The organism is Pantoea sp. WEP (genome assembly GCF_041678305.1).
GTDB lineage: Bacteria > Pseudomonadota > Gammaproteobacteria > Enterobacterales > Enterobacteriaceae > Pantoea > Pantoea dispersa.
This window is the reverse complement of record NZ_JBGNXB010000001.1, coordinates 2,096,221-2,122,029: the sequence shown is the minus strand read 5'-3', so window position 1 is coordinate 2,122,029 and position 25,809 is coordinate 2,096,221. Positions and strand designations below refer to the sequence as shown.

24 protein-coding genes are annotated in these 25,809 nt (G+C 57.4%); 12 read left to right on the top strand and 12 right to left on the bottom strand.

Annotation, left to right across the window (positions count from 1 at the left end):
- Window positions 1-93 precede the first annotated feature (93 nt).
- On the top strand, window positions 94-1,356 hold the full coding sequence (locus tag ABVR31_RS09725) for a DUF1479 domain-containing protein (RefSeq protein WP_315657498.1): 1,263 nt from the start codon (window positions 94-96) through the stop codon (window positions 1,354-1,356).
- A gap of 41 nt (window positions 1,357-1,397) precedes the next feature.
- Window positions 1,398-2,138, top strand: a complete 741-nt coding sequence (locus tag ABVR31_RS09720) for a DNA-binding transcriptional regulator YciT (RefSeq protein ID WP_058769793.1) — start codon at window positions 1,398-1,400, stop codon at window positions 2,136-2,138.
- Between the two features lie 6 nt (window positions 2,139-2,144).
- Here the strand turns inward: ABVR31_RS09720 and ABVR31_RS09715 are convergent, their stop codons facing one another.
- From ABVR31_RS09715 to ABVR31_RS09700, 4 genes are all read right to left on the bottom strand, one after another.
- Window positions 2,145-3,101 carry a sugar-binding transcriptional regulator gene (locus tag ABVR31_RS09715; protein ID WP_372772574.1) on the bottom strand — a complete coding sequence of 319 codons (957 nt, stop codon included), beginning with the start codon at window positions 3,099-3,101 and terminating at the stop codon, window positions 2,145-2,147.
- 62 nt (window positions 3,102-3,163) lie between these two features.
- The gene (locus ABVR31_RS09710) at window positions 3,164-4,099 is read right to left on the bottom strand and encodes a sugar phosphate isomerase/epimerase family protein (RefSeq protein ID WP_372772572.1); all 936 of its coding nucleotides are present in this window, start codon (window positions 4,097-4,099) and stop codon (window positions 3,164-3,166) included.
- Window positions 4,100-4,109: 10 nt separating this feature from the next.
- On the bottom strand, window positions 4,110-5,639 hold the full coding sequence (locus tag ABVR31_RS09705; RefSeq protein ID WP_088515780.1) for a glycerol-3-phosphate dehydrogenase: 1,530 nt from the start codon (window positions 5,637-5,639) through the stop codon (window positions 4,110-4,112).
- Window positions 5,640-5,642: 3 nt separating this feature from the next.
- Window positions 5,643-7,199 carry an FGGY-family carbohydrate kinase gene (locus tag ABVR31_RS09700; protein WP_058758548.1) on the bottom strand — a complete coding sequence of 519 codons (1,557 nt, stop codon included), beginning with the start codon at window positions 7,197-7,199 and terminating at the stop codon, window positions 5,643-5,645.
- 432 nt (window positions 7,200-7,631) lie between these two features.
- Between ABVR31_RS09700 and ABVR31_RS09695 the strand changes: the two genes are divergently transcribed.
- The 5 genes from ABVR31_RS09695 to ABVR31_RS09675 all read left to right on the top strand — a co-directional run bounded on the left by ABVR31_RS09695 (window position 7,632) and on the right by ABVR31_RS09675 (window position 12,912).
- Window positions 7,632-8,285, top strand: a complete 654-nt coding sequence (locus tag ABVR31_RS09695; protein WP_058758549.1) for a DUF2291 domain-containing protein — start codon at window positions 7,632-7,634, stop codon at window positions 8,283-8,285.
- On the top strand, window positions 8,282-9,820 hold the full coding sequence (locus tag ABVR31_RS09690) for a sugar ABC transporter ATP-binding protein (protein WP_104092941.1): 1,539 nt from the start codon (window positions 8,282-8,284) through the stop codon (window positions 9,818-9,820). The genes ABVR31_RS09695 and ABVR31_RS09690 overlap by 4 nt, the downstream gene beginning before the upstream one ends.
- Window positions 9,821-9,842: 22 nt before the next feature.
- Entirely contained in the window at window positions 9,843-10,898 is a 1,056-nt protein-coding gene (locus ABVR31_RS09685; RefSeq protein ID WP_058758647.1) for an ABC transporter permease, read from the top strand.
- Between the two features lie 74 nt (window positions 10,899-10,972).
- The gene (locus ABVR31_RS09680) at window positions 10,973-11,920 is read left to right on the top strand and encodes a D-ribose ABC transporter substrate-binding protein (protein ID WP_371221053.1); all 948 of its coding nucleotides are present in this window, start codon (window positions 10,973-10,975) and stop codon (window positions 11,918-11,920) included.
- 128 nt (window positions 11,921-12,048) lie between these two features.
- Complete coding sequence (locus ABVR31_RS09675; RefSeq protein ID WP_021506045.1) at window positions 12,049-12,912, top strand: DeoR/GlpR family DNA-binding transcription regulator; 864 nt, start codon at window positions 12,049-12,051, stop codon at window positions 12,910-12,912.
- Window positions 12,913-12,927: 15 nt separating this feature from the next.
- On the opposite strand, the gene ABVR31_RS09670 is transcribed toward ABVR31_RS09675, so the two are convergent.
- The gene (locus ABVR31_RS09670) at window positions 12,928-14,178 is read right to left on the bottom strand and encodes a NupC/NupG family nucleoside CNT transporter (RefSeq protein ID WP_372774014.1); all 1,251 of its coding nucleotides are present in this window, start codon (window positions 14,176-14,178) and stop codon (window positions 12,928-12,930) included.
- An 83-nt stretch (window positions 14,179-14,261) separates the two neighbouring features.
- Window positions 14,262-15,194 carry a ribosylpyrimidine nucleosidase gene (gene rihB / locus ABVR31_RS09665; protein WP_371221054.1) on the bottom strand — a complete coding sequence of 311 codons (933 nt, stop codon included), beginning with the start codon at window positions 15,192-15,194 and terminating at the stop codon, window positions 14,262-14,264.
- Window positions 15,195-15,330: 136 nt separating this feature from the next.
- Here rihB and yeiL point away from each other — a divergent pair, with 136 nt between their 5' ends.
- Complete coding sequence (yeiL, locus tag ABVR31_RS09660) at window positions 15,331-16,023, top strand: transcriptional regulator YeiL (RefSeq protein WP_371221208.1); 693 nt, start codon at window positions 15,331-15,333, stop codon at window positions 16,021-16,023.
- A gap of 3 nt (window positions 16,024-16,026) precedes the next feature.
- Here the strand turns inward: yeiL and ABVR31_RS09655 are convergent, their stop codons facing one another.
- The gene (locus ABVR31_RS09655) at window positions 16,027-16,761 is read right to left on the bottom strand and encodes an SDR family oxidoreductase (protein ID WP_371221055.1); all 735 of its coding nucleotides are present in this window, start codon (window positions 16,759-16,761) and stop codon (window positions 16,027-16,029) included.
- 109 nt (window positions 16,762-16,870) lie between these two features.
- Between ABVR31_RS09655 and ABVR31_RS09650 the strand changes: the two genes are divergently transcribed.
- The gene (locus ABVR31_RS09650) at window positions 16,871-17,704 is read left to right on the top strand and encodes a LysR family transcriptional regulator (protein ID WP_141495438.1); all 834 of its coding nucleotides are present in this window, start codon (window positions 16,871-16,873) and stop codon (window positions 17,702-17,704) included.
- 40 nt (window positions 17,705-17,744) lie between these two features.
- On the opposite strand, the gene ABVR31_RS09645 is transcribed toward ABVR31_RS09650, so the two are convergent.
- Window positions 17,745-18,500 (bottom strand): SDR family oxidoreductase, encoded by a 756-nt coding sequence (locus tag ABVR31_RS09645; protein WP_371221056.1) that lies wholly within the window; start codon window positions 18,498-18,500, stop codon window positions 17,745-17,747.
- Between the two features lie 322 nt (window positions 18,501-18,822).
- Here ABVR31_RS09645 and ABVR31_RS09640 point away from each other — a divergent pair, with 322 nt between their 5' ends.
- A complete protein-coding gene (locus tag ABVR31_RS09640; protein WP_058758556.1) occupies window positions 18,823-19,266 on the top strand; it encodes an NUDIX hydrolase in 444 nt (147 codons plus the stop codon).
- Between the two features lie 758 nt (window positions 19,267-20,024).
- Here ABVR31_RS09640 and ABVR31_RS09635 read toward each other — a convergent pair.
- The 3 genes from ABVR31_RS09635 to ABVR31_RS09625 all read right to left on the bottom strand — a co-directional run bounded on the left by ABVR31_RS09635 (window position 20,025) and on the right by ABVR31_RS09625 (window position 22,463).
- Window positions 20,025-20,273, bottom strand: coding sequence for a hypothetical protein (locus ABVR31_RS09635; protein WP_372772567.1), 249 nt, complete (start codon window positions 20,271-20,273; stop codon window positions 20,025-20,027).
- 662 nt (window positions 20,274-20,935) lie between these two features.
- Window positions 20,936-21,451: a phenolic acid decarboxylase gene (locus tag ABVR31_RS09630; protein WP_058758650.1), complete on the bottom strand. Its 516-nt coding sequence runs from the start codon at window positions 21,449-21,451 to the stop codon at window positions 20,936-20,938.
- Window positions 21,452-21,731: 280 nt separating this feature from the next.
- Window positions 21,732-22,463: a YoaK family protein gene (locus tag ABVR31_RS09625; protein ID WP_021506033.1), complete on the bottom strand. Its 732-nt coding sequence runs from the start codon at window positions 22,461-22,463 to the stop codon at window positions 21,732-21,734.
- Between the two features lie 228 nt (window positions 22,464-22,691).
- On the opposite strand from ABVR31_RS09625, the gene ABVR31_RS09620 reads away from it, so the two are divergent.
- Entirely contained in the window at window positions 22,692-23,471 is a 780-nt protein-coding gene (locus tag ABVR31_RS09620) for an alpha/beta hydrolase (RefSeq protein ID WP_058774676.1), read from the top strand.
- Between the two features lie 85 nt (window positions 23,472-23,556).
- Here ABVR31_RS09620 and ABVR31_RS09615 read toward each other — a convergent pair whose 3' ends face one another.
- Entirely contained in the window at window positions 23,557-24,087 is a 531-nt protein-coding gene (locus ABVR31_RS09615) for a GNAT family N-acetyltransferase (protein WP_059008837.1), read from the bottom strand.
- A 275-nt stretch (window positions 24,088-24,362) separates the two neighbouring features.
- Between ABVR31_RS09615 and ABVR31_RS09610 the strand changes: the two genes are divergently transcribed.
- Entirely contained in the window at window positions 24,363-25,790 is a 1,428-nt protein-coding gene (locus tag ABVR31_RS09610) for a cytosine permease (RefSeq protein ID WP_088515770.1), read from the top strand.
- The last annotated feature ends 19 nt before the right edge of the window (window positions 25,791-25,809 follow it).

The window sequence follows — 25,809 nt, the reverse complement described above, 5'->3', positions numbered from 1 at the left end:
TGCCTGCGTGCTGTCTTTTTGTTCGCTCGATGTTATGAATGAATATGTAATGTGTTTCGAATGAAACTTAAGCGTAAACAGACGGAGTGCGAGATGAACACCACTTTTACCTCAGAACAACAACCCGACGATTTTAAACAGCATGTGCGCCTGATGAAGCAGGCGCTCAGAGCACAGATTGGCGATGTCGAAGGCCTGTTTGAGCAGGTCAGAAGTAAGATTGTCAGTGAAATCGCGGCCGCGCGCGCCGAAGAGAAGCAGCACGGTACGGCGTGGCCGCAGGTCAGCTTCGCGGATCTGGCCGCTGGCCGCATCAGCGAACAGACCAAAAATCACATCCGCCGCCGCGGCTGCGTGGTGGTGAAGCAAACCTTCAGCCGTGAGCAGGCGCTGGCGTGGGATGCTGACATGCTTAACTACCTCGACGACAATGACTTCGACCGTGTCTATCAGGGGCCGGGCGACAACTTCTTTGGCAACCTCGATGCCTCGCGGCCGGAGATCTATCCCATTTACTGGAGCGATGCGCAGATGTCGGCCCGCCAGAGCGAGGCCATGGCGCAAACCCAGGCGTTCCTCAATCGCCTGTGGAAATTCGAATCCGCCGGTACGCGCTGGTTTGATCCAGACGTGAGCATCATCTATCCGGATCGCATCCGGCGCCGGCTGCCGGGCACCACCTCAAAAGGGCTGGGCGCGCACACCGACTCCGGCGCGCTGGAGCGCTGGCTGTTGCCGGCCTATCAGCAGGTGTTCAGCAAGATCTTTTCTAACCAGTTCGATCAGTACGATCCGTGGGACGCGGCGCACCGCACGGCCGTGCAGGAGTACCAGTCTGGCACCACCACCAAATGTTCGGTGTTCCGCACGTTCCAGGGCTGGACCGCGCTCTCCGACATGCAGCCTGGTCAGGGACTGCTGCACGTGGTGCCGGTGCCGGAAGCCATGGCTTATCTGCTGCTGCGTCCGTTACTGAAAGATGTGCCGGAAGAGGAACTGTGCGGCGTGGCGCCGGGCAAAGTGCTGCCGGTATCGGAGCGCTGGCATCCGGAATTAATTGCCGGTCTGTGTTCGATCCCGGCGTTGCAGGCGGGCGATTCGGTGTGGTGGCACTGCGACGTGATTCATGCGGTGGCGCCGGTAGAAAATCAGCAGGGCTGGGGCAACGTGATGTACATTCCCGCCGCGCCGATGTGCGGTAAAAACGCCGACTATGCGCAGCAGGTGGCGCAGGCGCTGGCGACTGGTGTCTCACCGGGCGATTTCCCCAAAGAGGATTACGAAGCCAGCTGGCGCGGTCGTTTTACGCCGCAGGATCTGAATGAAAACGGCCGGCGCAGTCTGGGATTAGCGTGATTTCTGCTAAGCTGGGCAAAAACTTTTTTACAACAGGCTCTATGAACGCACGTCATCAGCACATTATTCAACTGGTCAGCGAGCGCGGCAGCGTCAGCGTCAATGAACTGGCACAAACCACCGGCGTTTCGGAGGTGACGGTGCGTCAGGATCTGAACCTGCTGGAGAAGGGTGGCTTTCTGCGCCGCGTGCACGGTTCTGCCGTGGCACCGGAAAGTGATGACGTAGGCGCGCGCATGCAAACCCGTTTTGCGGTGAAAAAACGCCTGGCGGAGTACGCCGCCGGGCTGGTTAACCCCGGCGAAACGGTGTTTATTGAAGGCGGCAGCACCAATGCGCTGCTGGCGCGAGAGCTCAGCCATCGGCAGGACATCACCATCATCACCGTCAGCCATTACATCGCCGGACTGCTGCGTGAGCAGGGCGGCGATGTGATTATCCTCGGCGGGCTGTTTCAGAAAAGCAGTGAGTCGGTGGTCGGGCCATTAACGCGGCTGTGCATTCAGCACCTCAACTTCCATAAGGCGTTTATTGGCATTGACGGCTGGGATGAGGCGACCGGTTTCACCAGCCGCGACATGCTGCGCTGCGATGTGGTGAACGCCATCATGGAAAAACCGACGCACACCGTCGCGCTCACCGACTCCTCCAAATTTGGTCAGATTCATCCCTATGCGCTGGCGCCGCTACAGCCGTTTAAGCAGGTGATCACCGACGCGGAACTCGCCGCAGGCTGGCAGCAGCAGCTGCGTGCGCAGTCGCTGCAGCTCAGTCTGGTTTAACCTGATTCATGCGCTGAGTAGCGCCTGCGCGGTCAGCTCGTCGGTGATCAAACCGGTGACGAGTCCGCTGGCCAGCACCGCGCGGATCGCCGCCACTTTGCTCGGTCCGCCGGTCAGCGCCACGATCTCTGCGCGCTGCGCCAGATCCAGCGGCACCGACAGCGTGCGTGCCGTCAGCGAATTGTGAATCATCTGCCCATCGGCGGCAAAAAAGTGCCCCAGCAGTTCGCCCACCGCGCCGGCTTCCGACAGGGCACGGATCTCGGCTGCATCGATCATTCCGGCTTCCACCAGCTGGGCGGCTGGTTCCACGGTGCCAATGCCCACCAGCTTCACTTCACTGTGCGCGGCCATGCTAAACACTTTGCTGACGCCACGCTGCGCCAGCAGCACATCGCGATCCTCTTCGGTGTTGGCAAAAAACGGTACCGGCATCATGTAGGCCTGCGCACCGGTTTTTTCGGCGATGCGATGCATCACGTCATGCGGATTGAGCGCGTAGTTGCGCGTCAGGCAGCCGAGCAGGGAGACAAAGCGCAGGTGCGGCGCGTCGATACGTGCCAGCTGGTGAATTGCTGCCGACAGCGTCCGGCCGTGGCCGAGACCCAGCGTGATCGCCGGCGTGGAGGCCAGCAGATTACGTAAATAGTCGGCACCGGCCATGCCCAGCGCGCGCACCGGCAGGCCTTCTTCGCCGAGATCGGGTGCTACCTGACAAAAGTTCAGGCCGTAGCGGCTGCGCAACTGCTCTTCCAGCGTCACGCAGGCGACAATCGCGCCGTCGATGGTGACTTTCACCGCGCCTTCGGCCACCATGCGCGCAATCAGCCGATGGGTTTTCACCGACGGCAGGCCGAGCCGTTTGGCCACTTCAGCCTGCGTCAGGCCGCCGACATAGTGCAGCCAGGCCGCCCGCAGGGCCAGAGAGTCATCGCGTTCAGCGGAAGTCGGTGCGGATTTCATCGGGTTGTCCCTGTCTGGTTGAGGAGTGCTGCGGGCTGATGAAAGCCCTCAGCACGGCATGCTCACGCGAGATGCAAATCCCGCACCCCGGTATCAATATGGTCGGCCCAGAACGCCACGCTTTCGGCAATCTCCGCCACCACATTGCTGTCGGTGGGCTCGCGCTCTTTGAAGCTCAGCTCGAGGCAAATCTCGTTATCCTGCGCGCCGCCGCGCGCCAGCGCCTCGAGCAGCGGTTGCGGCTGAATGCGACCGCCGGCATTGTACTGCAATGTAAAGGGCCTGTGCCCGCCTTTATCCATCATGCTCTGCTTTATATGGATGATGGGCGAAAAGCGCGGCACCGCTTCAGCCCACGCGTAAGGGTCGTAGTCACGCGGATCGGCAGAGGTGACATCGCCATGATCGATATCCGCCATCATCCACATCGGCAGGGCAAACTGTGCCGCGCTCAGCCGCTGCTGCAGTGCCATACAGGCGGGAATGGTTTCGCCAAATTCGCGCCCGACGCTCATCGGTTCCCAGAACAGGTAACGCAGACCGGCCGCTTTGGCGTGTTCCGCCACTTCCGCCCAGCAGTCAATGGCGATGGCAATCAGCGCTTCACGCCGCGCCGCATCGTTAAAATCCCGCTGGGTGAAGATGGCAAACTGCGAGCCCACCGCGACGCCGCCCAGTTCCGCGGTGATGTCGGCAAAGGTCTTGAACCAGTCAATGTAGTAGCGACGTACCGCCGCATCCGGATGACCAAAATGGTTGAGGCGGCCATACGGGCCGGTCATGCCGGAGGTGACGCGCACGCCGGTGTCACGCAGCGCCTGCTGCATGCGGCGCGTCATGTGGCTGAGCGTGGCAGCAGGCCAGCCGGGATTGATAAACTCATGCGTCAGCTGCAGATCGCGGATGCGGATCTGCTGCGCCACGGTGTGAATTAAATCGCCGGGATCGGCGAAGCGGTTCACCAGCGGATTGGTATTCAGCGAAAGCGTTAGTGGCATGCGGCACCTCTCAGCCAGCGTGGGCGCGCAGCGGCGCGGCAGGGTGGAAAGTCTGTTCGAACCACTGGCTGAACGCGGTGCGCTGTGCAGTGCTCAGGTGCAGCTGATGTTTGGTGCGACGCCAGAGAATGTCTTCCGGCTGCTGCGCCCATTCGTACTGCACCAGGTAGCGCACCTCGGCCTCGTACAGCTGGCCGCCAAAATGCTCACCGAGATCGCTCAGCGAACCGGCGGTGCCCAGCAGCGTGCTCATACGCGCACCGTACAGTCGCGCATAATGCTTGCGCAGCGGCTGCGGCAGCCACGGCCAGCGCGTTTTGATCTCCTCCAGGAAGCTGTCAAAATCGGCATGGGCGATCTCGCCGCCCGGCAGCGTGGCGCTGCGCGTCCAGTCCGCGCCCATGTTGGGGAAAAACGGCGCCAGCTGTTGCAGCGCATGCTCGGCCAGCTTGCGGAACGTGGTAATTTTGCCGCCGAACACGTGCAGTAGCGGGGCATCCTGTTGATTATCGAGGTCGAACACATAATCCCGCGTCACCGCCGAGGGATTACCTTTGCCGTCGTCAAACAGCGGCCGTACGCCGGAGAAGCGGGTAATCACATCGCTGGCGCGCAGCTTAACCTTGAAGTAGCGATTCACCACGTCGATTAGGTACTGCTGCTCGCTATCATCCGCACTGACATCTTCCGCTTTGCCCTGCCAGGGAATGTCGGTGGTGCCGATTAACGCTTTATCACCCTCATAGGGATTGATAAAAATCACCCGCTTGTCGGTGTTTTGCACCAGATAGGCCTGCTGGCCCTCCCAGAATTTCGGCACGATGAGGTGCGAGCCTTTCACCAGCCGCACGCTGCGCTGGCTTTGCGTGTGGCTAACCTGATTGACGATATCCAGCACCCACGGTCCGGCGGCATTTACCAGCGCGCGGGCGAACACCGTGCGCTGCGCGCCGCTGGCCTGATCCTGCAGGGTAATCTGCCATTTGCCCGGCAGACGCTGCGCTGCCACGCAGCGGGTGCGCGGCAGAATGGTGGCGCCGCGCTCGGCGGCATCCAGCGCATTGAGCGTCACCAGCCGGGCATCGTCCACCCAGCAATCGGAGTACTCAAAGCCTTTCTGGTAGCTGTCCAGCAGCGGCGCGCCTTCAGGATCGCGCGTCAGATCGAGCACGCGCGTGCCCGGCAGTTTTTTGCGTCCGCCAAGATGGTCATACAGAAACAGGCCCAGCCGCACCAGCCACGCCGGGCGATCGGACGGGCTGTGCGGCAGCACAAAGCGCATCGGCCAGATAATGTGCGGCGCCGCGTTCAGCAGCACCTCGCGTTCAATTAGCGCCTCGCGCACCAGGCGGAATTCGTAGTACTCCAGATAGCGCAGGCCGCCGTGCACCAGTTTACCGGAGCGTGAGGAGGTGCCTGCGGCAAGATCGTCTTTTTCACACATCATCACCGACAGCCCGCGCCCGGCGGCATCGCGCGCGATACCGGCACCGTTAATGCCACCGCCGATCACAAACAGATCCAACGTGTTGTCACTCATGCGTTACTCCTTAAAGCTGTTTAATGCCTGCCAGGCGGCAGGAAGATCGCGGCGGATCTGCTGATACTGAGGGAACAGCTGCTGGTAGCGCTGCATCAGCGCAGGCGATGGTGCTTCGGCGTCGTCCAGCAGCGGGCGCACCCAGCGTTCAACGCACTGCGCCATGTCCGGATACGCGCCAATCGCCACCGCTGCCATCATGGCCGCACCCGCTGCGCCGGCTTCCTCGCGCTGGCTGATGCGCACCGGCGCGCCGATGCAGGCGGCAAGGATTTGCCTGAGCGGCTGCGATCGTACCGCACCGCCGGTAAGGCGAATTTCTCCCGGCAGCGTGGCGCCCATCGCCTGATAACAGTCGCGAGCTGCCATGCCGATGCCTTCAATCACGCCGCGCACCAGGTCGCCAAAGTTGTGCTGGTAGTTGAGGCCGGTGAAACTGGCGCGCGCGTCGGCGTTAACAAACGGTCCGCGCTCACCGGCCAGCGAAATGTAAGGATGGAACAGCAGGGTGCCCGGCTGCGCGTCGTTGAGCCAGCGATCGATCTGCTGCACCAGCCGCGCATGATCGGTTTCACAGCCAAAGCTGCTCAGCAGATCGCTGGCCACGTTCAGCAGCCAGTCGAGATTGAGCGTGGAGGCCATGTTGGTTTGCACCTGAGTGACATAACCTGGCCACGGCAGCGGAATCACGTAGCCGGTTTGCGCCGGGTTGAGCCAAACCTCGTCAATGGTGACGCTGCGCAGATGCACGCCGGTTGAGCCGACAATCGAACAGGCGGTATTGGCTTCACCGGTGTGCACCCCGGCACCGAGCGCGGTCATCGCCATATCGACATAGCCGAGACACACCGGCGTGCCAGCCAGCAGGCCGGTTTGCCGGGCGGCGTCAGCGGTCAGGCCATGGGTGATTTGCGTGCCGTCGATGATCTCCGGCAGCAGGTGGCGCCGGTGGTTAAGCCCCAGCGCGTCAATCACCGTATCGTCGTAGCGCTGGTGGCGATAGTTGCCAAAGGTAAAGCTGGCTTCAGACGGATCGGTGGCGCGCACACCGGTCAGATTGAGATAGAGCCAGTCCTTGCAGTGCAGTGCCACTTCGGCGCGCGCCAGCAGTTCGGGATAGTGCTGGTCCATGTGCGCCAGCTGCGCACCCTGCTGGCAGGTGTTAAGACCGGTGCCGGTGGCCTGAAAGCGTGCGGCGGCCAGCGGCTGCTGATTGAGTTTTTCCACCGTGGCGGCGGCGCGGGCATCCAGCCAGATCCACGCATCATCCACCGGCTGATTATCAGCACCGACCAGCCAGCTGCCATCGCCCTGGGCGGTCACCGCCACGGCCACCACGCGCGCCGCCAGATTCTCCACCCGATCGCCGAGCTTGTGAATCGCACTGACCGCATCCTGCCAGGTTTGCGTCATTGACTGCTGGGCGGCACCGCCTGCGCTGCGGTAATAGCGATTGCGCGCCGACGCGCACGCCAGCTGGTTACCTTCCAGATCAAACGCCACCGCTTTAACCACCGAGGTGCCGGAATCCAGACCCAGAATGATATCGCCACTCTCCACATACACCTCCGTTCGCTGCTCCCGGTGCGGGAACCCCTGTTTGGTTTATCCGCAGCCTTGTTAATGAGCTGTGATGATTTTGCTAAATACTGTCTTACACCACTTCTCATGGAGATAACATATCTGATGTATTATTTTTCTAAAAAAAGAATAAATTTCACACCGGATGGCGAGTTCGATCACAAAATCAGCGGGGATTGCGGATGCGCCTGGACACTGTGAAAGGTTTTTAATGATTGTATTAAAGGGGTTTTTAAACGGATTTGGGGTGATTGCAGGCAAATAAGCGATCCAGATCGCGCTGTGCGAAAAATTGCGCGCCACCTGTTGACAATTTAGCCACAACAGCACAATTCTCATCACACAAGTTATCACATTTATAACATTGCACGGCGATGAACATCGTCGCTGTGCATCCTGAGAGGTCACGTTATGTCCGAGGTCTCAATCTTAACGCAGCAGCTGGCACGCAAACGTCGGCGGCGCTACACGCTCAGCGGTGTGGTGATCGTGGCGCTGGTGGCTGCCATGGCGCTGGATACCAAAGTGGTGCGCATCGGTTCGGCGGACGACGCGCGTCAGCAGGGCTTCTCCGCAGACAGCTACGGGCAGAAAACCTTTCCCGGCATCCAGCAGGATGTCGAAGCGCGCGCGGTGGATGCCGCCACGCTGGCGGCCGCACTGAACAGCGATCGGCAGCAGGCGGTGGCCAGATACGGTGTCGGCTCGCCGCTGCCGGTGCTGCCGGTCAAACTGCAGGGCGTGGTGCAGCCGGGGCAAATGGGTGTCTTCCCGTTACAGGTCGCCGGTCTGCCAGCGGGCACGCAGCTGAGGTTGCAAACCGGCCCGGCGATCACCGGCACCGATCTGCGTGATGCCAGCGGCAAAATTCAGTTTGGTGATTTTACTAATCAGATCGAATACCAGAACGCCGGGGCGGCGATTAACCGCGCCATGAAAGTGGCGGTGCTGGAGAAACTGGACCGCGACGCGCTGCCGGGCAAAACCGTGCAGGTGGTCGGCGTGTTCCGTCTGCTCAGTCCGACCAACTGGCTGATTACGCCGGTGCGCGTGGAGGTGCAATGAAACCGTTCAACGTCAACCCGGCGCTGCTGAAAGGAGAAGTGATTCTGCAGGCGCGCAACGTCAGCAAAGTTTATGGCTCCACCCATGCACTGAAAGGCGTCAATTTTGAAATCCGCCGCGGCGAAGTCACCACGCTGTTTGGTGAAAACGGCGCCGGTAAATCGACGCTGATGAAAATTCTTTCTGGCGTAATTACGCCAACATCCGGGGAAATTCTGTTAAACGGCGAAGCAAAGGTGTTCCGTTCGGCCACCGAGGCGCGCGACTGTGGTATCTCGATTATTCATCAGGAGCTGAATCTCGCGCCCAACATGAACGTGCGCGACAACATTTTTATGGGGCGCGAAATCATGCGGTCCGGCGGGGTGGATTACGCCGAAGAGGCGCGGCTGACCCGCCATCTGATGGCGGCGCTGGAGGAGGAGATTGATCCGCTGACGCCGGTGGAGAACCTGCGTCTCGGGCAGCAGCAGATTGTGGAAATCGCCCGCGCGCTGTCGGTGAATTCACAAATCCTGATCATGGATGAACCGACCTCGGCGCTCAGCGCGGCGGAAGTGGCGGTGCTGTTTCAGGTCATCCGCGATCTGACCAGTCAGGGCGTGGCGATTGTGTATATCTCACACCATCTGGAGGAAGCACTGGAGATCACCGATCGCGCTGTGGTGCTGCGTGACGGCGTGATGACCGCTTATGCCCGGCGCGACGAGATCGACCTTGAATGGATCGTGCGCAACATGGTGGGAGAGCACTTCGACCTCGGTTCACCGCCCGGCGGCTATGCCTTCGGTGGCGACGCGCTGACGGTGCAGGCGTTAACCGTGAAAAGCAAAACCGGCATCCGGCTGGTGGATCAGCTGTCGCTGACGGTGCAGGCCGGCGAGATTGTCTGCATTTATGGCCTGATGGGCGCGGGGCGCACCGAGCTGCTGGAGTGTCTCGCCGGACGGCTGAAGCAGAGCAGCGGGCACATCCTGCTGCAGGATACCGAGATCTCCGCGCTGTCGCTGTCGCAGCGCATCAAAATGGGGCTGGCGCTGGTCCCGGAGGATCGTCAGCGCGACGGGCTGGTGCAGACCATGACGGTGGGCGAGAACCTGTCGCTGGCCAGCATCAGCGAGTTTGTGCGCGGACTGGTGCTGTCAACGCGACGGGAGAAACAGCTGATCAGTGACAGCATTCGTAACGTGACGGTCAAGACTGCCGGCGGTGAGGCGGCCATCGGTTCCCTGTCCGGCGGCAATCAGCAAAAGGTGGTGATCGGCAAAATGCTCGCCACCCGACCCAAAGTCATTCTGCTGGATGAACCGAGCCGCGGCATCGATATCGGTGCCAAAGCCGAAGTGTTTCGTCTGCTGGCGGAGAATGCCAGCAAAGGGCTGGCGGTGGTTTACACCACCTCGGAAGTGGGCGAGTGCCTGAGTATCGCGCACCGCATCGTGGTGATGAGCAAAGGGCGCATCTCGGCCATTTTCGACGCCAGCGTGAGTAAAGAACGCATTATGGCCGCTTCGGGCGAGTCTCTGGTGGCATGACATGAAAAACGGAGCAAACGGTATGACTGACAGAACCCAAACGCTGGATAGCGCACCGCGGGTGGCGAAACCGGCCAGCGGCAAGCGCCTCAATCTGGCGCGGCTGCTGCTGGAAGGGCGTGCCTTTATCGCGCTGCTGGTGATTATCGCCACGTTCTCCCTGCTATCGCCCAACTACTTTACCGGCGCGAATTTCCTCACCATGGCATCGCATGTGGCGATCTTCGGTTTGCCGGCGATCGGCATGCTGCTGGTGATCCTCAACGGCGGGATTGATTTGTCAGTCGGCTCGACGCTGGGACTGGCTGGCGTGATGGCCGGCTTTATGATGCAGGGCATCAACCTTGAAGCGCTCGGCGTGGTGCTCTATCTGCCGGTGTGGGCGGTGGCAATTCTGACGCTGGTGCTGGGCGCGCTGGTGGGGCTGGTCAACGGCGTGCTGATAGCGATTTTTCGCGTCCCGGCGTTTGTCGCCACGCTCGGCACCATGTATGTGGCGCGCGGTATCGCGCTGCTGATCACCAACGGTCTGACCTACAACAAACTCTCCGGCAGCGAAGCGCTGGGCAATACCGGTTTCGACTGGCTCGGTTTTAACCGCCTGTTCAACATCCCGGTCGGCGTGCTGGTGCTCGGCGCAGTGGCGCTGGCCTGCGGTTTCCTGTTGAGTCGCTCGGCGTTTGGCCGCTGGTTGTATGCCTCGGGCGGTAACGAGCGCGCCGCCGATCTCTCCGGCGTGCCGGTGAAACGCATCAAAATCAGCGTCTACGTGCTGTCGGGTATCTGTGCGGCGATGGCCGGGCTGGTGCTCTCTTCGCAGCTGACCTCCGCCGGTCCGACCGCGGGCACCACCTACGAGCTGACCGCCATTGCTGCGGTGGTGATTGGCGGTGCAGCGCTGACCGGAGGACGCGGTAACGTGCGCGGCACGCTGCTGGGCGCGTTCGTGATTGGCTTTCTCTCTGATGGCTTAGTGATTATCGGCGTTTCTGCTTACTGGCAGACGGTGTTCACTGGCGCCGTGATTGTGCTGGCGGTATTGCTCAACACCCTGCAATACGGCCGGCGCGGTCGCTAACCCTGTGCGCGCTGGCCGGCTGGCGCGCGAGTAACCGTAAAACAAACCTGTACCCTAATAATAACGGAGCACCTATGTTCACTAAACGTCTGTTTATCGCCGCCGCCGCGATGGCCATCTCCACCTTTGCCTTACCCAGCTGGGCCAACAACGGCCTGATGACCATCATCGTCAACGATCCCTCCAATCCATACTGGCTGACTGAGGGCCAGGTCGCGCAGAAGGCGGCGGAGAAGCTGGGCTACAGTGCCAAAGTCAGCGCGCACAAAGGGGATACCAACACCGAAAGCCAGCTGATTGATACGGCGATCACCAATAAATCCAAGGCGATCATTCTCGATCCGGCTAACGCCGACGGCTCGATTGGCTCGGTAAAGAAAGCCATCGCCGCCAATATTCCGGTGTTCGTGATCAATGCCGAACTGAACCAGAGCGGGCTGGCTAAAGCGCAGCTGGTGTCGAATAACGCACAAGGCGCGGCAGTAGGCGCGATGGAGTGGGTGAAGCAGGTGGGTGACAGCGCCAGCTATGTCGAGCTGGTGGGACCGCCGTCGGATAACAACGCCGCCACGCGCGCCAACGGTTTCGATACCGTGTTGTCTCAGTACCCGACGCTGAAGAAAGTCGGCCAGGAAGTGGCGAACTGGGATCGCACCCAGGGCTTCAATAAAATGCAGTCGCTGCTGCAGGCTAATCCGAACATCAAAGGGGTGATCAGCGGTAACGATGAGATGGCGCTGGGTGCTATCGCCGCCCTTAAGGAAGCTGGCAAACTCAGCCAGGTCAAAGTGGGTGGGTTTGACGGTTCACCGGATGCGGTCGACGCGGTTAAAGCCGGTACGCTGGCCTATACCGTGATGCAGCCGGTAGCGCAGTTTGCGCAGAAGGCGGTAGAGCAGGCGGACACCTTCCTCAAAACCGGCAAAACCGGGGTAGCACAGGAGAAGCAGCTGTTTGACTGTGTTCTGATCACCAAAGACAACGCCGGTGATTTCGTTTCGCCGTTTGTCCTGAAGCAGTAAGTCAGATCACCGATGGCGGCATTCTGGCCGTCATCGGTTGCCTGCTGCGCGCCTGATTTGCAAAAGAAACGTTTACGCGCTGTAATCAAAGCCGAAACTGCATTTCCGCTTCACTTTCCGGACGAAACATGGCGCATAACCCGCAAGAGACCTCCGCTGGTCACTTCCTGAATGAAACCTTACCGGGCGACAGCCGTCAGGCGCGTCAGCTGGCACGACGCCAGCTCATAGCCGAAGCCGTGATGGCCGAAGGCGCGGTGCGTATCGAAGATATTACTGAGCGCTTCGGGATCAGCCTGATGACCGCCCATCGCGATATTGATGAGATGGTTGAGCGCGGGCTGCTGCATAAATCACGCGGCGTGGTCTCTGCCACACCAACCAGCCTGGTGGAATCCAGCGATCTCTACCGTGCCACGCGCCAGCTGGAAGAGAAACAGGCGATTGCCGAAGTGGCCGCTGGCTACCTTGAACCCGGCCAGGCGCTGTTTCTGGATGATTCCACCACCGTGCTGCAGATGGCGCGGCTGCTGCCGGCCAAAGCGCCGCTCACGGTGATCACCAATTCGCTGACGTTAATGAATGAATTACGCAACGGTCGCGATATTACTCTGATGGGGCTCGGCGGCCAGTTTCATCACTGGTGTAACGCCTTTATGGGGCGCATGACGCGAGACGAAATCGCCAGCCTGCGCGCCGATGTGTTTTTTGTCAGCATGTCGGCGATTATTGATGATGCGGTGTTTCACCAGTCGGCCGAGACGGTGGAGACCAAGCGTGCCATGTTCGAGGCGGCGCAGAAGCGCATCCTGATGATGGATAACACCAAGTTTGAGCGGCGCGCGCTGCATCGCTTTGCCCACCTGAGCGAGTTTGATGTGGTGATCGTTAATCAGGGCACGCCGGTGCCAGTGCTGCGTCGCCTGCAGGAACTGGGGGTGAATGTGGTGGTGGCACCGATGAAAACCGGGCAGGGACGCACAGAGGCGTAATGCCCGGTTCGCGCGTTAGCCAAGGCCGATGAAGAAGCCGGCAATGGTGGCGCTCATCAGATTGGAGAGCGTTGCGGCGATCAGCGCGCGCAGGCCCAGCCGCGCGATTTCCGGGGTGCGCTCCGGTGCGACGGCCGAAAAAGCGCCGACCACCACGCCAATCGAACCAAAGTTAGCAAAGCCGCACAGGGCGAACGAGACGATGGCGATGGTTTTGCCGGCGAGCGCGCCCGCCTGATGCAGATAAGGTGAAAAGCTGATGTAGGCGACAAACTCGTTCACCACCAGTTTCTGACCTATCAGACTGCCCGCCAGCGCCGCATTGTGCCACGCCACACCCATCAGCCACGCCAGCGGAGCCAGCGCGAAGCCGAGTATTCCCTGCAGGCTGATGTCGCCGTGACCCAACCAGCCGCCGATGCCGCCAAGTATGCCGTTGAGCATCGCGATGATACCGACAAACGCCATCACCACCGTCGCCAGACCGGCGGCTATTTTCATCCCGGTAATCGCTCCGCTGGCGGCGGCTTCAATCAGGCTGCGTGCCGGCGTGTCGCTAAACGACAGGTGGGTAAAAGTCACCTGCGACGCTTCCGTTGCCGGACTGAGCAGCCGGGCGAACAGAATGCCGCCAGGAATGGCCATCAGCGAGGCGGCCAGCAGATATTCAATCGGTACCCCCAGCCCGGCATAGCCGAGCATAGTGGAACCGGCTATTGAAGCCATGCCGCTGCAGATGGCGGTGAACAGTTCGTTGCGATTGAGACGGTTGACGAAGGGTTTGACGATGGCCGGGATCTCATTCTGGCCGAGGAAAATGGTGGTGACCGCCACGAAGGATTCGATCTTACTGATGTTGAGCGCGCGCTGAAAGATGCCGCCCAGCAGGCGAATGATGGCGCCCATCACGCCAATGTAGTAGAGCACGCTAACCAGCGCGGTGATAAAGATGATGGCCGGCAGAACGTGAAAAGCGAATACAAAGCCGGCGCCGTTAAACACCTTGTCCATTTGCGGTCCGGCCAGCGCGCCAAACAGAAACGCGCTGCCCGCATCACTGTAAGCCAGCGCCTGATGCACGCCGCTGGCGACTTTTTCCGCCAGCCATTTGCCCGGCGGCAAATAGAGGATCGCGCCGCCGAGGGCAATCTGAATCAGTAACGCGGCGCCGGTGGTGCGCAGACTGATATGCTTTTTATTTACTGACAGCAGAAACGCGATCGCCAGTAATACCACCATACCCAGAACACTTCTCATTATATCCATCATGATATTTCCTGATGTCAGCCTGGTGAGGTTGCATAGCGGTATGGGCGACCACTTTCTGCCCATATTGTGGGGTTAAAGGATTAGCGGTACCTGCGCACGCAGTCTTCGACCAAATCCCAGAACCAGGCGGTATCCAGCGTGGTGCCCACTTTGGTGTTTGCCGGTTTCCCCAGCACGCCCAGCGCATCACACACCGTGCGGCCATAGCAGGGACCGCTGTTAACATCGATTTCGACAAACATCGGCTGAACGTTGAAGGCATCCGGATTGATCACATAGGCGACACAGGTGGCGTCATGCACCGGGCCGCCCGCCAGACCGTAATTGTCGTGCTGGGTTTTCAGCGTAAAATTCATCATATCGCTGAACAGCTTGCCGGCAGGGCCGCCAGCCTTTTCCATGCGGGTAATGATGTCCGGCGTGCACACCGTCTGGTGCGTTAAGTCGAGGCCCATCATCACCAGCGGGGCGCCGGCGGTAAATACCACGCGCGCGGCTTCCGGGTCGGCAAAAATATTAAACTCCGCCGACGGGGTAAAATTACCGGTGCCGTAAGCGCCGCCCATCAGCACAATTTCACGGATTTTAGGAATGATTTTCGGCTGCATGCGCATCGCTACCGCAATATTAGTGAGCGGGCCGACCGGCACCAGCGTGATATCCCCGTCGCTGTTCATCAGCGTATCGATAATAAAGTTCACCGCGTGCTTTGTTTCCGCCTTACGCGTCAGCGGGCCGAACACCGGGCCGTCAAGACCGGTTTCGCCGTGAATATTATCGGCGACGATCTGCTGGCGCATAATCGGCTGCGGCATGCCGGCATAAACTGGCGTGTCAATATTCAGCATCTGGCAAACGTTCAGGCCGTTGACCAGCGTTTTGTCCAGAATTTGATTGCCTGCCACGATACTGATACCGAGCAGTTCAATCGAAGGATGTTTCGCGGCCAGCATGATGGCGATGGCATCATCATGACCGGGATCACAGTCCAGAATAATTTTACGTGCTGTCATGGTTTACTCCTCAGCTTCTTTATTTATCACCTTAATTTCATTGCAGAAATTTTCCGGTGCGGTAGGGTAGAGGCCTTCACCTTAGCAGCGGCGTGACACGCCAGAGTATGAGAAATCTCATAGTGGACATCGAATGATGAAAGAAATAAATAATGACGCGCTGAAGCAGCAGTTAATAATGGCGTCCGGCTATTGCGATAAATTTTCAGCCGATGTGATCCCGCACACACATTTATTTCATATTCTTGCCGGAGACTATATTGTGCGCGAGGGTACTCTGCCGGCGTATATGTTTTATCTGGCGCGCGGTCGCACCAAACTGTATGTCACGCTGGCCAATGGCCGTATTTCGCTGGTGGATTTCTTTAATGCGCCCTGTTTTATTGGCGAGATTGAAGTGCTGGATGAAACGCATGCTTCACGCGCGGTGCAGGCGATTGAAGCCTGCTGGTGCCTGGCGCTGCCGGTGAAAACCTGCCGCACGCTGTTGTTAAATGATGCGCAGTTCCTGCGCCACGCCTGTCTCGGCCTGGTGAAAAAGAATTTCCGCAATATTGTCACCTCAACGCGCAATCAGGCGTTTCCGCTGGTTAACCGGCTGGCGGCCTTTATCCTGCTGACTCAGCATGACGGTGTGTATAAAGAGAAGCATACGCAGGTAGCGGAGTACCTTGGCGTGACCTATCGCCACCTGCTGTATGTGTTTGCGCAGTTCAGCGCAGAAGGGGTGCTGCGTAAGCAGCAGGGGGGTTATGCGATCGGTAACCGCGCGGCGCTGATGGCCTTAGCCGAAGAGATGGAACCCGGCGCAGCGCTGCCGGGTTACTGAGGTTTATGCGCCCTGGCGGGTGGCCGCCAGCACGATTTCCCGCACGCAGACCGACTGCGGCTGTGAATAGGCGTAATCGATGGCGCTGGCCACGTCGTCTGCGCTGAGCACCTTGCCGCCCATTTCGGCTTTCCACGCGTGATAACCGTCCTTAATTGCTTCGCTGGTGGTGTGACTCAACAGCTCGGTTTCAACTGCGCCCGGCGCGATAACGATCACGCGTACATTGTGCGGCGACAGCTCTTCGCGCAGGTTCTCTGACATGCCATGCACAGCGAATTTAGTGCCAACATACACTGCGTGATTAGGAAACGTCTTCCGTCCGGCCACTGAGCTGATATTAATGATCGTGCCCCTTTTGCGGTCAATCATGCCTGCGGTGACCGCCTGCACGCCATTGAGCAGGCCTTTCACGTTGACGTCGAACATCTTATCCCATTCGCCGGCATCCTGTTGTTCAATTGCGCCGAGCAGCATCACGCCCGCATTGTTAATCAGCGCATCGACCGGGCCAAACTGCTGCTCAGCATCCTGCACTGCGGTGGTAAATGCGTGGCGATCGGTCACATCAACCGCGCGGCACAGGGCGTTGGGCAGATTCAGTGCCGTCATACGATCGATACGGCGAGCCAGCAGCAGCAGGGCATGTCCACGCGCCGAAAGCAGTTTCGCCGTGGCAAGACCGATACCGGAGCTGGCACCGGTGATGACGATTAAAGGTTTAACATTCTGCGTCATAATGACTTCCTCATAGATAAAATTAATGGCGAAGCTGAGGCGTGCACTTTAAATCGCGCAGCGATTGGTGAAAAATGGTTTATTTCTTTCGCCGATATAATGATTTTCTATGGATAAGCGACAGCTAAAAGCTTTTATCTGCGTGTTTGAGGAGCGCAACATCACGCGCGCCGCACAGTTACTCAATCTGACGCAGCCCGCGCTCTCGGCCACGATCAAACTGCTGGAAGAGGAGCTGGCCACCACGCTTTTTATCCGCAGACCGCGTGGCGTGGAGGTCACGGAGGACGCTCGCGTCCTTTATCCGCAGGCGCGCAAGATGCTTAGCGATATGCAGGCGCTGGTCACACGCTTTCGGCAGCCGTCGGATTGCCTGCCGCTGAAGATTGGTGTCGAAGGGGATGTCGCGCCCGCCCAGCTGGCGCAACTGCTGACGGCCATCCGGCAACATTTTCCCACGGTGCTGCTTAGCGTCGAGCCCGGCTGCGTGGGCGATATCCGGCTGGCGTGTGAAAGCCTGCGCTGCGAAGACGAGCTGTTTATGCCGCTGTTTGAAGAGCACTACGTGCTGGCGTATCCCGCCAGTCATGCGCTAAATCAGCTGGAAACGCTGACCCATGACCAGTTGCTTCCGCTGCCGTGGGTGATGGTGCCGACTGATGAGTCGCATCAGCGGCTGCTGCCGTTTTACGGTGCGGGTGCGGCCGCGGCCAACGCCGGCAGCTACGCGCTGGCGCTGGATCTGGCGGAAGCCGGCTTTGGCGTCACCATTGCGCCGGCGCCGCTGGTTGCCGCGCGGCATCGCCTGGCCTGGCGCGCTTTACCCGGTCAGCCGCTGATGCGGCGTGTCGGCATTTGCTATGCGGTTCAGGCGCAGGCCAATCCGGCGGTAGAACGGGTGCTGGCGCACTTCAGCCACGGCGCGCCTTTGCGTACATTATGATAGATCCGGTGCGCTGCCGGGCACACCGGTTCAAAGCGGATTAGCGCGGGTTCATCATGTCAAAAATGGCGTCAAAATTGCCGTCGCGTTCGGCCCAGCGCCGCGCATGGTCGTGCTCCAGCAGCAGTTCACCGCGCGCGACCGGACCATTTTCCAGCATCTGCAGAATCTGCGCGATATAGTCGTCCAGCGGCATGGCGCGGGGATCGCTGAGCTGTTGATCACCGGTCAGCGCCGTCTGTAAATACGGCGGCAGCATTTCCAGCACCTCAACCGGGGTATTGCGCAGTTGATGACGCAGCGAAACCAGCCAGGAATGCAGAAAGGCTTTGCTGGCGCAGTAGGTGGGAAAACTGGCCAGCGGCAGGAAGGCCAGCGCGGAACTGGTTGCCATCAGCGTAGCCTGTGGCTGACGGCGCAGCAGCGGCAAAAAAGCGGCGGTGACGCGAATCACACCGAGGATGTTAGTCATCACGATTTGCTCAGCAATATCGCTGGTCCATTCGTCCGCCGTCACCGTTTCAGGCTGCGAGATACCGGCGTTAGCGATCAGCACGTTGATATGCGGGAACTGCGCGTGAATCGCCGCGGAACAGCGGGCGAGGGCAGTGGTGTCATTAACGTCCAGAGCAAAGCCAGTAATGGCCGGACGCTGGGCGATGATCTCATCGAGCAGCGCCTGGCGTCTGCCGGTGATAATGACGCGGTTTCCGCGATCGTGAAAAACCTCGGCCAGGCGGCGGCCAATGCCGCTGGTTGCGCCGGTGATGAGCAGGGTGTTGTTGGTCAGTTTCATAATGTGCCTTGTCAGTCAGAGAATGAAAGGCCACGTGCGGTGATGCACTGCTAGCGATCCTGATAAACAGGATGCGTAGAAAGCGTGAACGATGCCGTGGCGCTGTTCCGGTTTTCCTCTGCGCAGAGGCCCATTCCGGTTCAGGGCGCGTTGGATGACGGTAACGCCTACGGCAAGTCAGAAGTGAGATGCGCGCTTACTATATAGCGAGCCGGGGAGGGATGTCTATCCTGTCGTCCTGTTCCTACAGCCTGTGGCGTTTTGTCTTATGATCATGATCAGTTATGCTGATTTGTATTAAAAATCATAAAGGAATTATAAAGTGCGCACCCGGGATTCGGCTCGTTTGATTATTATAAATCCTCTTAATCAGGTTTTATTATTTTGGTTTAAGCATAAAAATAATGCCCTGTCAGGCAGAGAATACTGGGCCACACCCGGCGGAGGCGTTGAACCGGGAGAGACTTTTGAACAGGCAGCTATCAGAGAGCTCAGAGAAGAAACAGGCTTTTATGTCGATGATGTGGGTCAGCCGTTAACTGAGCGCATTTTTGAAATGACGCTTCCCAGCGGTGAGGTGGTTTTGGCAAATGAACGATTTTATTTAATTAAAGTTGGAGATGAAGATATCCGTACCAGTGGTTGGACTGAAAATGAAAAGTCAGTCATTGATAGTTATCACTGGTGGGATCTTACTGAGCTGCGAAACACTCGCGACGTCGTTTATCCAATAAATATTGCTGATCTCTGCACATTGCCGGATTAATTACGCGACGTGTCATAGCGTTGAGCGTGTGAATCTATCATTGCCGCTTTCAAATGGAATCTTATTGCAGATGATAAGAGCATGTTCAGTAGAGCAGACACAAGCTCAGGAAAGCAAAGTTTGAAGCATGAACTCACGGCAATGCTTGCAGAATTTATACAGGTATTTCAGGATTTTCAGCAGGTAGCCTAAAGCGGCCTGGTCAGCTTTGCCCCTGTGATCAAATGGCGCATAATGTATATTATGTTAAATATGGTATCCCGTCAGGTATCGCAATCCTTCAGTTTCTCCCTTTACGCCTCTTATCCCCACAGCGGCACTAATGATTATTGACTGATACTCTTAACATTACCGGCTCGATGGCCGGGATTGTATTTGTTGGGTCAAAATAGTTCGTGTAACAGTGAATCTTCCCTTACTCAGCTCTTCAGCATTAAGGCTTAAGACCATCATTTTGATCAGTCAGATGTAGCTTAAAGGCAAGCTAAACACCCCTATTATGATGGTTATCCAAAAACATATGTTGTCTGCCGCCGAAGGAAATCAGTACAAAAAATCTCGCCAGCTATAGGCGGGAAAGTAAAATTATACAAACTAATTCAGGTGAGCTTCAATTCGCTTACACAAAAACTTATAGAAGTTGTTCGCATAATGCAGTGAATTCCCAGATGGTAACCTCTGAAATATTGGACACTCTCCATCTTTAAGTTGCGAGTAGTCAAAATAGAATATTTCACCAAAATCAGTTTCACTCACAACTAGTCATCCAGTGATTTTAACCAGTCTATAAAATCATCTGTCCCATAGAGGTAGTCACGGTCTGTCGAAGGAATATCTACTGCACCTAAACATTCCAGAGTTTTCCAAACAATTTGGTCTTTCACTCTGATTTCCTCATCATCTATGATTGAAAAAGCCCATTCAGATACCTGTGAACGACTTACAACACCTGCATTAAGCTGCTGTATTACTTCCTTAAGCATTTCCCTGTTTGGAAGAATATTCATAATTATCTCCTCCCTTGGTAGTTACTATCAGCATCAAAAATATGATGATTTTTTCATCAGTAACAGGCTAAGGCGCAACACTTCTCACATTGCCTGAATGATCCAACGTCTCATACCATTTATGTTAAATAAGGTGTCTGATCAGGTATCTCAATCCTTCAGTTTCGCCCTTCACGCCTCTTACCAGGCCCACAACGCATTCCACCACGGCGACACTATGTGAAAACTTATCCCACCGGTCTGTTTGATGGACACCACGGCGATATCCTGGTGCGCATCAATGCGCACCCTACAACAGACTGCCCGGTTAGCTTCAGCTATCTCTTTCGCTCATCCACAATGACAACGAATCACGCGACACCACGACGTTATCCTGGTGCGCATCAATGCGCACCCTACAACTGACTGCACGGTTAGCTTCGTCCTCGGTGCTTCAGCTATCTCTTTCGCCCATCCACAACGACAACGCTACGCGAAAACTTCCCGGTTATCCCTCAACGCTTTTGTCAGATTTCACGTAGCGCGATCGGTCTGTTTGCTGAATATCGCGACGTCATCCTGGTGCGCATCAATGCGCACCCTGCAATGCCACTCCGCACTGCACAATCGCAGGGGCGCCATTCATGGCAACCGAACCCGGCGCCGTCAGCGGATTGCCACCCTCATTTATCTTTAAAATAATCTTCCGGCATTTGTCCCGGCGGCATGTTGATTACGGCATCATTATCCGGACCTTCATTCTTCATGTAGGTCACTTTGGCAAACTCAGGAATCACCACGTACGGATACGCTGGCCCTTCATCACGGAAACGATGCATATCTTCGATAAATTCATTCTGATAGCAGATGGTTTTTTCCGGATGCTGTCCTTCGCCGGCAATCCACTGCGGGAAAAAGATGGTGCCGTGAATCACCTTGCGGTTGATATCAAACAGCAGACTGACGCAGGTGCCGGTCGGCTCGTGCCAGTCGACTTTATAAATGCCCGGTGCAAACTGCACCGCATTCATGCTTTGATTGGTCACCCAACGGCCACCAACTAATCCCTGATGGATACGATAATCACAGGTCGTCGCGTTGCGCGCGTACCACTCATATTTCCAGCCATTATCATAGGTATAAACGAAATGCGTCCCGACAAACGCAGACAAATCTTTGGAAAATTCATCCGTTATCATGGTGTTATCCATTATTTTACCTCATCAGCAGTTTGTTGAAGCAGGAATAGTAAGTTATAGCGCCTGTGAGAAAACCAGACGGCAAATTAACAAAAAATCCGCTTCCTGAGCGTGCAGCCGGCTTGACAGCGCCCGTCCCCTGCTCTTTTTCTTCTGCCGGACTCCCTGTCATCCCTTGATTTAGCCTGGCTTTATGTCAAGTGCACATGAATACCAGCAAAAAGTAGTATTCATGTGCACTTAATCCACCTGCTTCAAATCGGACAACTCTCCGTGCGTGTTACCAAAATCGCATGCCGGTTAAATGCAGGGTTCTGGCGATGCCACCGACAGCGATCAGCGCCAGCACAATGCCCAACCCCGCCATCGCTTCAAATCCAAGGTGTCTGAACAGCAGATAACCGACAACGCAGCCGGATAGAAATGAGAAGATCGTAACCAGATGAGTAAAAAGCACGGTTCGGTGGCCATCGCGATCGGCGGCCTCGCTTTGACTGAAGGATGCGCGCAGCCAGGAGCCTAACGCGATGCCGGCGTCGGTCAGTGTGCCGGTCACGTGCGTGGAGCGAACGCGACCGGAGGAAAGCTGGGTCGAGGTTGAATTATGGATGCCCATCAGCAAACTCAGCGTAACCAGAATTTCGCCGTTGTTTCGTTCGGAATACCACAGAATTTCTACCAGGGAGGTCAGCAGCAGGAAAATACCCTCGGCCAGCAGCACCAGACAGTAAATGGTGCGCAGATTCCGCTTCAGGCCGTAAGCTACCGTCAAACGCGCCAGCATGGCACCGCAGACAAAAGCAAAAATCAGCACGGCCAGAAACAGCAGATCGTGCAGGTCAGAACCATTCACCTCTGCCGAAATTTGCGAGGTATTGCCGGTCATATGGGAAGGGAAAAAACCAAATGCGCCAAACGCCATGGCGTTGAGGATACCGGCCGTGGTGGCCAGCGTTAACGCCAGCAGGCGGTCTTCGCTGTGAGAGCGGATTTTCTTCTTGCGCAACAGCATAATCTATTCAGCACTCCTTTGAGAGATTCTCGGGTTGGTCGGGTCTCATCCTTATCAAGCATAGCGGCTATGCTCCGACTCACGGCTAATCCTCTGCTTTTATTACTTTTAAATCCTCCGCTGCCACATTGTGTCGCTGTCATTTTTTTGTCATTTCCACGTCAGCGGATAGTTGGTCCCCGGCGCTTACAGTGGTGCATGAACCCCGATTAATTATGAGGACCGATCATGACATTACGCAAAATCACGGCGCTGACGGCGCTGGTAATCTCTGCCCTGAGTGCCGGACTGGCGCATGCCGACAGCGCTGCCGCGCCGCAGGAAGTAAAAAATATTGTGCTGGTCCATGGCCTGTACGCTGATGGATCCAGCTGGGGCAAAGTCATCCCACTGTTGCAGGCGAAAGGTCTGCACGTCACCGCGGTACAAAACCCCACGACGTCGCTGAATGATGACGTGGCGGCGGTGAAACGCGCGCTGGCACAGCAGAACGGACCGGTGATTCTGGTTGCGCACTCTTATGGCGGCATGGTTATCAGCCAGGCGGGCGATGAACCTGAAGTGAAGGGGCTGGTGTACATCGCAGCGCGCGCGCCGGAGGCCGGTGAAGATTATCCGGCGCTCACCAAAAAGTTCCCTGCAGCACCGGTTGCCGCTGGCCTGAAGTGGCGTGACGACGGTTTTGGGGCGCTCAGTGAACAGGCGTTTATCCACGACTTTGCCGGCGATCTGCCGGAAAGCGAAGCGCGGGCTTATTACGCCGTTCAGCAGCCGATGGGTAAAGCCATTACCCAGGCGAAAACCAGCGTGGCGGCCTGGCATAGCAAACCGAGCTGGTATGCGGTGTCGACAGAGGATCACACTATCAATCCGGATCTGCAGCGCTTTATGGCGAAACGCATGCATGCGCAGACCATCGAACTCAAGGCCAGCCATGTGTCGCTGATTTCCCAGCCGCAGGCGGTGGCAAATCTGATTATGAAAGCCGCGCACGTACCAGGGTATTGAGCGCACCCTTACCGGGTGCATGTTTGATAGCGGCGCAATTTATTGCGTGATAAATCGCGCCGCTAGAAAGGGTGCGCGCCCTGCCTCACGAATGCGCTGGGGCACTCTTCATATCCAGTTCATAAACCACACAGGGCTGGTCGTAATGCTGCTCGATACCGCGATAGCGCATACCCAGCCGCTGCATCACCCGGTGGGAAGCAAGATTTTCCGGATGTGCCACCGCCACCAGATAATCCACGCCAATCTGCCCGGTAGCAAACTGCACAATCGCCGTGGCGGCTTCGGTGGCATACCCTTTCCCCTGACTGCTGCGCAACAGTCGCCAGCCAATTTCCAGCGGCGCCTGTTCCTGATGGGCCAGATGCTGCAGACAAGCCGCTCCGACGATGTCATCGCTGCTCTTCTCGCGCAGCGCCCACCAGGAAAAACCATAGCGCTGCCAGCGTTGCTGCACGCGCTCAATGGTCGCCAGCGTCTCGTCCTCGCTCTTCACCTGTCCCTCATTGATATAACGCATGATTTCCGGGTCATCATCCATCGCGCGCAAGCCGGTGAGGTGGCTTAGCGCAAAGGGTTCCAGTCGTAAGCGTTCTGTTTCAATCACTGCCTGCATGATTCCCTCCCCGGGTTGTCCTGATCGCCACAGTTAGTGGGTCTGTAGTTAGCGCATCATCGCCTTTGTGCGCGTCCGTTACCGGCCAGGCTCCTGACATTAACGGACAACATTGCCAGCGTCATCACAATTTCCAATGACCGGTCAGCTTGTAACCTTATCAACCTCGTGACAATATCGCTACATGTATATACATGTATGTTTCGTGACATTTACTACTGACTAACAAGAAAAATCAATGACTAACCACCTTTAGCCGTTCCAGCGAGGAAACTATGTCCGCTCAGATACCTGCCGCAGATTATTCAGGTGCAGAGAAACAGCGCCTGTCAGAAACACGTTCCATTGATTACATCCCGCTCAGCGAGCGTCACGGGCATCCGTTTAGCCAGTTCACGTTGTGGTTTGGCGGCAATTTGCAGATCACCGCCATTGTTACCGGTGCGCTGGCGGTGGTGCTGGGCGGCGATGTGGTGTGGTCGATTGTCGGTTTACTGGTGGGACAGATCGTCGGCGCGGCCATCATGTCGCTGCACGCGATCCAGGGCCCGCGGCTTGGCCTGCCGCAGATGATCACCAGCCGTATGCAGTTTGGCGTGTTTGGCGCGGTGATCCCGCTGGTGCTGGTGTGCATTATGTATGTGGGCTTCTCGGCCAGCGGCACGGTACTGGCCGGCCAGGCGCTGGCGAAGCTGGTCAACGTCAGCAATGCAGCCGGCATGATCATCTTCAGCGCCATCATCATCGTGATTGCAGTGCTCGGCTATCGGGTGATTCATAAACTCGGCAAAGTGGCTAGCGTCATCGGCGTGCTGGCCTTTGTTTACCTGTTCATCACCCTACTCTCCAGCCACGATTTAGCGGCCGTCTGGCAAAATCAGCACTTCAGCGTTGCCAGTTTTCTGCTGGCGGTATCGCTCTCCTCGTCATGGCAGATTGCGTTTTGCCCTTATGTGTCGGACTACTCGCGCTATCTGCCGGTGGATGTCTCCGCGAAAAAGCTGTTCAGTTCGGTGTTTTTTGGCACCGTGCTGGGCACGCAGGCATCCATGACGCTGGGCGTCATTGTGGCTGCAATTGCGGGTAAAGCGTTCTCCGGTAATGAAGTGGGCTACATCGTCGGGCTGGGCAGCAGCGCCACCATGGCGATGGTTATCTACTTCGCCATCTGCTTTGGCAAAATCACCTTCACCACGCTCAATGCCTACGGCAGCTTTATGTCGCTGACCACCATTGTCTCCGGTTTTCGCCAGCAAACCGCGATCAGCCGTGGCGGACGTATCCTGTTTGTGGTGCTGATGGTCACGATCTCCTGCATCATTGCGCTGCTCAGCGAACCGGCGTTTCTCAAATCATTTACCCACTTCCTGCTGTTCCTGCTGGCCTTTTTTGTGCCGTGGAGCGCCATCAGCCTGACGGATTTTTATCTGATTACCAAAGGGAAAGTCGATGTGCCCGCGCTGTCGCAACCGGATGGCCGCTACGGTCGCTGGAACTGGGCCGGTATTATCATTTACTTCCTCGGAGTGCTGGTACAGCTGCCGTTCATTGATAACCCGCTGCATCATGGTTCCCTGACGTGGATTTTTGCCGGCAACGATGTGTCATGGATCATCGGCTGGTTTGTTACCGCATTGCTGTGGCTGGCCGCACGTCGCTTTGATCGACGCGGGAAACTGGCCGACTCTGTTTATCCTCAGTGACGTTGTCACATATTAGTGC

Excerpts from the sequence above, each read along its gene's own strand:
- ABVR31_RS09725 (WP_315657498.1), top strand. The coding sequence starts at position 94 with ATGAACACCACTTTTACCTCAGAACAACAACCCGACGATTTTAAACAG.
- ABVR31_RS09720 (WP_058769793.1), top strand. The coding sequence starts at position 1,398 with ATGAACGCACGTCATCAGCACATTATTCAACTGGTCAGCGAGCGCGGC.
- ABVR31_RS09715 (WP_372772574.1), bottom strand. The coding sequence starts at position 3,101 with ATGAAATCCGCACCGACTTCCGCTGAACGCGATGACTCTCTGGCCCTG.
- ABVR31_RS09710 (WP_372772572.1), bottom strand. The coding sequence starts at position 4,099 with ATGCCACTAACGCTTTCGCTGAATACCAATCCGCTGGTGAACCGCTTC.
- ABVR31_RS09705 (WP_088515780.1), bottom strand. The coding sequence starts at position 5,639 with ATGAGTGACAACACGTTGGATCTGTTTGTGATCGGCGGTGGCATTAAC.
- ABVR31_RS09695 (WP_058758549.1), top strand. The coding sequence starts at position 7,632 with ATGTCCGAGGTCTCAATCTTAACGCAGCAGCTGGCACGCAAACGTCGG.
- ABVR31_RS09690 (WP_104092941.1), top strand. The coding sequence starts at position 8,282 with ATGAAACCGTTCAACGTCAACCCGGCGCTGCTGAAAGGAGAAGTGATT.
- ABVR31_RS09685 (WP_058758647.1), top strand. The coding sequence starts at position 9,843 with ATGACTGACAGAACCCAAACGCTGGATAGCGCACCGCGGGTGGCGAAA.
- ABVR31_RS09680 (WP_371221053.1), top strand. The coding sequence starts at position 10,973 with ATGTTCACTAAACGTCTGTTTATCGCCGCCGCCGCGATGGCCATCTCC.
- ABVR31_RS09675 (WP_021506045.1), top strand. The coding sequence starts at position 12,049 with ATGGCGCATAACCCGCAAGAGACCTCCGCTGGTCACTTCCTGAATGAA.
- ABVR31_RS09670 (WP_372774014.1), bottom strand. The coding sequence starts at position 14,178 with ATGGATATAATGAGAAGTGTTCTGGGTATGGTGGTATTACTGGCGATC.
- rihB (WP_371221054.1), bottom strand. The coding sequence starts at position 15,194 with ATGACAGCACGTAAAATTATTCTGGACTGTGATCCCGGTCATGATGAT.
- yeiL (WP_371221208.1), top strand. The coding sequence starts at position 15,331 with ATGAAAGAAATAAATAATGACGCGCTGAAGCAGCAGTTAATAATGGCG.
- ABVR31_RS09655 (WP_371221055.1), bottom strand. The coding sequence starts at position 16,761 with ATGACGCAGAATGTTAAACCTTTAATCGTCATCACCGGTGCCAGCTCC.
- ABVR31_RS09650 (WP_141495438.1), top strand. The coding sequence starts at position 16,871 with ATGGATAAGCGACAGCTAAAAGCTTTTATCTGCGTGTTTGAGGAGCGC.
- ABVR31_RS09645 (WP_371221056.1), bottom strand. The coding sequence starts at position 18,500 with ATGAAACTGACCAACAACACCCTGCTCATCACCGGCGCAACCAGCGGC.
- ABVR31_RS09635 (WP_372772567.1), bottom strand. The coding sequence starts at position 20,273 with ATGAATATTCTTCCAAACAGGGAAATGCTTAAGGAAGTAATACAGCAG.
- ABVR31_RS09630 (WP_058758650.1), bottom strand. The coding sequence starts at position 21,451 with ATGATAACGGATGAATTTTCCAAAGATTTGTCTGCGTTTGTCGGGACG.
- ABVR31_RS09625 (WP_021506033.1), bottom strand. The coding sequence starts at position 22,463 with ATGCTGTTGCGCAAGAAGAAAATCCGCTCTCACAGCGAAGACCGCCTG.
- ABVR31_RS09620 (WP_058774676.1), top strand. The coding sequence starts at position 22,692 with ATGACATTACGCAAAATCACGGCGCTGACGGCGCTGGTAATCTCTGCC.
- ABVR31_RS09615 (WP_059008837.1), bottom strand. The coding sequence starts at position 24,087 with ATGCAGGCAGTGATTGAAACAGAACGCTTACGACTGGAACCCTTTGCG.
- ABVR31_RS09610 (WP_088515770.1), top strand. The coding sequence starts at position 24,363 with ATGTCCGCTCAGATACCTGCCGCAGATTATTCAGGTGCAGAGAAACAG.